A 5,509-nucleotide genomic window follows, 5' to 3' on the forward strand; every position below is an offset into this window, starting at 1 on the left:
GCAGATGTAAAGCGTGGTCCAGGCCACCGGAAACAGCCAGTCCGGCGGCGTCCAGACCGGCTTGTTGAGGGTGCGATACCAGGGACCGGGCGGAAACAGCCCGCCGGTTGAGCCCGCGCCGAAACAGGCGGCGAGCAGGATCGCGAAAATCACCCAGTCCATGGCACGGAGCTAACGCTCGCGCGCCCCTGCTTCAAGATGCCGGTAGAATCCTGTTGCTCAGCCCGCCCGGCGGGCCGGCTCCAGCAACGAGCCGCGGCGCGCGATCTCGTGCGCCTTGGCGCGGGCGAGCGTGGCATAGAGCTTGTCGGACCAGTCGCCGGTCCGCGGCTCGGGTGCGGCCGCGGCCTCGACCAGAAAGGCGGTCTCGGGCAGCGGGTGCGCGTAGAGCAGCGGCGAGACCGGCATCACGAGCGTCGCGCCGCTGCGTATCAGCGCAAGGCCCAGCCACCCCAGCTTCTGCGGTGCCGAGGTGACGGCGCGCGTGGTCACGCTGTCGTGGCCCGCCGTGGCGATCCGCCCGTTGATCCCGGCATAGATGTAGCGCGCGGCGAAGATGCCGGGGCGCGCGCGGAGCGGCAGCCGCTTCACACCGGCCTCGGAGCGGGCATAGAGCGTGTCCGCCTCACGCAGCAGGCGCCGCACCAGCGCGCGCAGCGGCGGCGAGGGGTGCGGCGCGGCAAGAAAGGCCTCGGGGTCGATCCCCGCGCCCTCCAGCCAGTCGAGCGGCAGGTAGAGCCGGCCCTCGCGCGCATCCTCGCCCACGTCGCGGGCGATGTTGGTGAGCTGCATCGCAACGCCAAGGTCGCAGGCCCGCGCCAGCGCGCCGCGCTCGCGCACCCCCATCAGCACGCACATCATCGCGCCGACGGCAGAGGCCACGCGCGCCGAATAGGCGCGCAGCTCCGACAGCGTGGCGTAGCGCCGCTCCAGCGCGTCCCAGGCGAGCCCCTCCAGCAGCGCCTCGGGCAGTGCGCGCGGCATCTCGACCGTCTCGACCATCGCGGCGAATGCGCGGTCGGTGGGCGCATTGCGCGGGCGGCCCGCGTAGGCCAGCGCAAGGCGCTCCTGCAACTCGTCCACCGCGGCGGCCTTGGCGTCCTGCAGGTCCACCTTGTCGTCCGCCAGCCGGCAGAAGGCGTAAAGTGCAAGGGCATGGTCCCGCACGTCGCGCGGAAGGAGATGCGAGGCCGCGTGAAAGCTGCGCGACCCGTGGCGGATCGCCTGCGTGCAGTGGCCGAGGTCGTCCGGCGCGATCAAGCGGGCACCTCCGCCGGGTCGGGCACCATCTTGTCCAGCACCTCCGCCGAGGAGATGACGCCAGGCAGCCCCGCGCCGGGATGCGTGCCCGCGCCGGCAAGGTAGAGGCCCTCCGCCTCTTCGCTCACGTTGTGGGGCCGGAACCATGCGCTTTGCAGGATTCGCGGCTCGATCGAGAAGCCGCAGCCCAGAGGTGAGAGGTAGCGGTCGCGGAAGTCCTCCGGCGTGAAGATGAGCTCGGACGAAAGGTGATCCTCGAAGCCGGGGATGATCCGCTGCAACTCGGCGGCCACCTTCGCGCGGTAGCTCTGGCGCATCCCGGACCAGTCCACCGGATTGTCGTGGCCCAGGTGCGGCACAGGGGAGAGCACATAGAAGGTGTCGTCGCCTTCGGGCGCCACGGTGGGATCGGTCACCGAGGGCCTGTGCAGGTAAAGGCTCATGTCGTCGGCGAGATGGCCCTTGAGGAAGATATCCTGCAACAGCCCCTCGTAGCGCGGGCCGGACAGGATCGTGTGGTGACCCGCGTCGGGCCACATCTGCGCGGTGCCCTTCGTGCCGAAGTACCAGACGAACAGCCCCATGGACCACCGTTTGCGCTGCAGCGTGCGGTCCGACCAGCGCCAGCGCGGCAGGTTGCGCAGCAGCCGCGAATAGGTATGCCCCGCGTCGGCGTTGGAGACGACGACGCGGGCCGGCAGCACCTCGCCATCGGTCAGCCGGACGCCCGTCGCGCGGCCCTTCTCGACCAGGATCTCGTCGGCCTCGGCGCCGTAGCGGATCTCGCCACCCTGTTCGGCCACGATCTTCGCCATCGCGTCCGCGATCGCCTGCACGCCGCCGATGGCGTAGTGGACGCCGTATTCCTTTTCCAGATGGCTGACGAGCGCATACATCGAGGTGACGTGCATCGGGTCGCCGCCGATGAAGAGCGGGTGGAACGACAGCGCCATGCGCAGCCGCTCGTCCTTCACCCGCGCGCGCGCCAGGCCCAGGATCGAGCGATCCGCGCGCAGCACCCCGAACTCGGGCAGCACCTTCACCGTGTCCCAGAGCCGGTGCATCGGCTCGGCCACCATGCCTTCGTAGCCCACGACATAGCGCCGCTCGGCGTCCCTGAGGAAGCGCAGATAGCCGTCCACGTCGCCGGGCGAGAGGCGCCGCACCTCTTCCACCATCGCCTCGGTCGAGGCGCGGGCGGTGAAATGCGCGCCGTCCGGCCAGCGAATCGTGTAGAAGGGGTCGAGCGGGCGCAGATCCACATCCGCGTGGAAGTCGCGGCCGCAGGCGGCCCAGAGCTTTTCAAGGATCTGCGGCACCGTGACGATGGTGGGGCCAAGGTCGAAGCGGTGGCCGTCCTGCGTGATCGAGGAGCCGCGCCCGCCCGCCCGGTCGAGCCGGTCCAGAACGGTGACGCGGTAGCCCCGCGCGCCGAGCCGCATGGCTGAGGCGAGTCCGCCCAGTCCGGCACCGACGATCACGGCAGAGGGTGCGGCGGGCGTGGCGCCGGCGACAAGGTTGGGATCGAGGCGTGTCAACATGAATCCGATGCTACTACTGTCCACTCAAGTTGACAATAAGCGCAGCCTGCGGCCTTGGCGACACTTTTCCCGCTCAGGCCGATGTGTCAAATTGACTTGACACTATCGGCTGGAGAGACAGAGACGATGCAGACCGTCAGCCTGAGCTTTTTCCGTTTTCCCAGGGGCATGGCCCGCGTCTGGGCCTTCGCGCAGATGGGGCTCGCGCGCGGCCCGATGGCCCGCGTGCCCGATATCGGAACCTGGAAGCTCTGCGGCTCCGGGGTGGGCGAAGGTTTCACACCCTGGCCCAACTGGGGCGTCTACGCGATTCTCGCCACCTGGCCCGACCTCGAGACCGCGCAGGCGCGCACGGCGGAGGCGCCGGTCTTCCGCCGCTACCACGACCGTGCGGAGGAAGCCTTCACCATGTTCCTCGCGGCGAGCTCGGCGCGCGGGCGCTGGGCCGGCGTCGAACCCTTCGAGGTCAACGCCAAGCCGTGGTCCGGTCCGACAGCCGTGCTCACCCGCGCCACCGTGAAGCCCTCCCGCGCGCTCGCCTTCTGGAGCCAGGGCCCCTCGGTGAGCCGCGCCATCGGCGAGAACACCGACGTGCGCTTCAAGATCGGCATCGGCGAGGTGCCCTGGGTGCAGCAGGTGACGGTCTCGATCTGGCCCGACACGGCGAGCATGGCCCGCTTTGCGCGCGGCGACACGCCCCATGGCCGCGCCATCCGCGCGGTGCGCGAGGGCGACTGGTTCCGCGAAGAGCTCTATGCCCGCTTTCGCATCCTCGCGACGCGTGGCACATGGGAGGGCGAGGACCCCGTCGCAAACCTGGAGCTCGCCGCATGACGCCAGCCTTTCCCTTCTCGGCCATCGTCGGGCAGGAGCAGATGAAACTTGCCATGATCCTCACGGCCATCGAGCCGGGGCTCGGCGGCGTGCTGGTCTTCGGCGACCGGGGCACCGGCAAGTCCACCGCCGTGCGCGCGCTGGCCGCGCTGCTGCCGCCGATCCGGGTGGTGCTGGGGTGCCCGGTGAACGCCGAGACGCCCGAGGCGGTGCCGGACTGGGCGCTGGGCGTGGGCGAAGAGATCGTCGAGCGGCCCACGCCGGTGGTCGACCTGCCCCTCGGCGTGACCGAGGACCGCGTGACCGGCGCGCTCGACATCGAGCGCGCGCTGGTGAGCGGCGAGAAGGTGTTCCAGCCTGGCCTGCTGGCGCAGGCCAACCGCGGCTATCTCTATATCGACGAGGTGAACCTGCTCGAGGATCACATCGTCGACCTGCTGCTGGACGTGGCGCAATCCGGGCAGAACGTGGTCGAGCGTGAAGGGCTCAGCATCCGCCACCCGGCGCGCTTCGTCCTTGTCGGCTCCGGCAACCCCGAGGAGGGTGAGTTGCGCCCGCAGCTTCTGGACCGCTTCGGCCTGTCGGTCGAGGTCGCCTCGCCCAGCGACATCGAGGAGCGCATCGAGGTGGTCCGCCGCCGCGACGCCTTCGAGACCGGGCGCGACGCCTTCATGGCGCACTGGGGCGCCGAGGACGCGAAGGTGCGCGACCGCATCCTCGCCGCGCGCGATGCGCTGCGCGGCGTCGAGGCGCCCGACGACGCCCTGCGTGACTGCGCGCAGCTCTGCATGGCGCTGGGCGCGGACGGGCTGCGCGGCGAACTCACGCTGCTGCGCGCCGGCCGCGCGCTTGCCGCCTACGAGGGCGCCGAGACGCTGGGGCGGCGGCATCTGCGGCGTGTCGCACCCCTTGCCCTGTCGCATCGCCTGCGCCGCGACCCACTGGACGAGTCGGGCTCCGGCGCCCGCGTGGCGCGGGTGGTGGAGGAGGTGCTGGCGTGAGCGAGGGCGCGGCGCGCTGGGAACGCGCGCTGCGCGCGCTGACGCTACTGGCGGTTGACCCCGCTGGCCTGCGCGGCATGGTCCTGCGCGCCCGCGTGGGCCCCGTGCGGCAGAAGTTCGAGACGCTGCTGGCCGGACTCGGCGGCGAAGCGCACCGCATCCACCCCGAAATCGGCGATGCAGAGCTCTACGGCGGGCTCGATGTGACCGCGACCCTTGCCGCCGGCCGCCCCGTGGTGACGGGCGGGCTGGCCGACCGGCCCTGCCGCCTGATCCTGCCGATGGCCGAACGCTGTGCGCCCGACCTCGCCGCGCGGCTCGCGCAACTGCTCGACGCCTCGCCCGCCCACAGCCTGATCCTGCTGGACGAGGGCGCCGAGCCGGACGAGCGTGCGCCCGACCCGCTTGCGGAACGGCTGGCCTTCGCCGCCGACCTCGACGGCATCGGCCGGCTGGAGGCGCGGGGCGACCTGCCGCGAGAGGCGATCGCAACCGCCCGGGCGCGCCTGCCGCAGGTCGCACTGCCCGACGAGGCCGCCCCCGCGCTGACCGCGCTCGCCGCCCGCTTCGGAATCGACAGTCTGCGCGCGCCGCTGATCGCCCTGCGCGCCGCCCGCGCCGCGGCCGCGCTCGAAGGCCGCGATGCCGTGGCCGAGGACGACATCCGCGAGGCCGCCGAACTGGTCTATCCCGCCCGCGCCACGCGGATGCCCGAACCCCCGCCCGAAGAGGACGAGACCCCGCCGGAGGAGCCGCCCGAGCCCGAGGCAGAGGCTCCCGACGACGACGGCCAGCTCGGCGATCTGCCCGAGGAGCTTCTGGTCGAGGCCGTCGCCGCCCTGCTCCCCCCCGACCTGCTGACCCGCCTGGCCG

Annotated in this window: 5 protein-coding genes and 1 pseudogene; 3 read left to right on the plus strand and 3 right to left on the minus strand. The window is 71.7% G+C overall.

Annotated features, from left to right (window positions below; genetic code table 11):
- The 3 genes from ACLFOB_RS14010 to ACLFOB_RS14020 all read right to left on the minus strand — a co-directional run.
- Positions 1-162 (minus strand): TspO/MBR family protein (locus ACLFOB_RS14010; protein WP_410926482.1); only part of this gene is annotated, 162 nt, incomplete at its 3' end.
- Between the two features lie 57 nt (positions 163-219).
- Positions 220-1,260, minus strand: coding sequence for a 15-cis-phytoene synthase (crtB, locus tag ACLFOB_RS14015; RefSeq protein ID WP_410926480.1), 1,041 nt, complete (start codon positions 1,258-1,260; stop codon positions 220-222).
- Positions 1,257-2,801, minus strand: a complete 1,545-nt coding sequence (locus ACLFOB_RS14020) for a phytoene desaturase (RefSeq protein ID WP_410926481.1) — start codon at positions 2,799-2,801, stop codon at positions 1,257-1,259. The genes crtB and ACLFOB_RS14020 overlap by 4 nt, the downstream gene beginning before the upstream one ends.
- Before the next feature lie 126 nt (positions 2,802-2,927).
- Between ACLFOB_RS14020 and crtA the strand changes: the two genes are divergently transcribed.
- The 3 genes and pseudogenes from crtA to ACLFOB_RS14035 form a co-directional block, all read left to right on the plus strand.
- Positions 2,928-3,635 carry a spheroidene monooxygenase gene (gene crtA, locus ACLFOB_RS14025; protein ID WP_410918205.1) on the plus strand — a complete coding sequence of 236 codons (708 nt, stop codon included), beginning with the start codon at positions 2,928-2,930 and terminating at the stop codon, positions 3,633-3,635.
- Positions 3,632-4,636: a magnesium chelatase ATPase subunit I gene (gene bchI, locus ACLFOB_RS14030; protein WP_410918204.1), complete on the plus strand. Its 1,005-nt coding sequence runs from the start codon at positions 3,632-3,634 to the stop codon at positions 4,634-4,636. Before crtA ends, bchI begins: the two co-directional genes overlap by 4 nt.
- Positions 4,633-5,509: pseudogene (locus ACLFOB_RS14035) on the plus strand (magnesium chelatase ATPase subunit D); the annotation flags it as partial. The gene bchI and the pseudogene ACLFOB_RS14035, both read left to right, overlap by 4 nt.

Source organism: Rhodosalinus sp. (assembly GCF_046542825.1).
Lineage (GTDB): Bacteria > Pseudomonadota > Alphaproteobacteria > Rhodobacterales > Rhodobacteraceae > Rhodosalinus.

Bases quoted from the DNA above. Each gene is read 5' to 3' on its own strand.
- ACLFOB_RS14020 (WP_410926481.1), bottom strand. From the start codon at position 2,801: ATGTTGACACGCCTCGATCCCAACCTTGTCGCCGGCGCCACGCCCGCC.
- crtA (WP_410918205.1), top strand. From the start codon at position 2,928: ATGCAGACCGTCAGCCTGAGCTTTTTCCGTTTTCCCAGGGGCATGGCC.
- bchI (WP_410918204.1), top strand. From the start codon at position 3,632: ATGACGCCAGCCTTTCCCTTCTCGGCCATCGTCGGGCAGGAGCAGATG.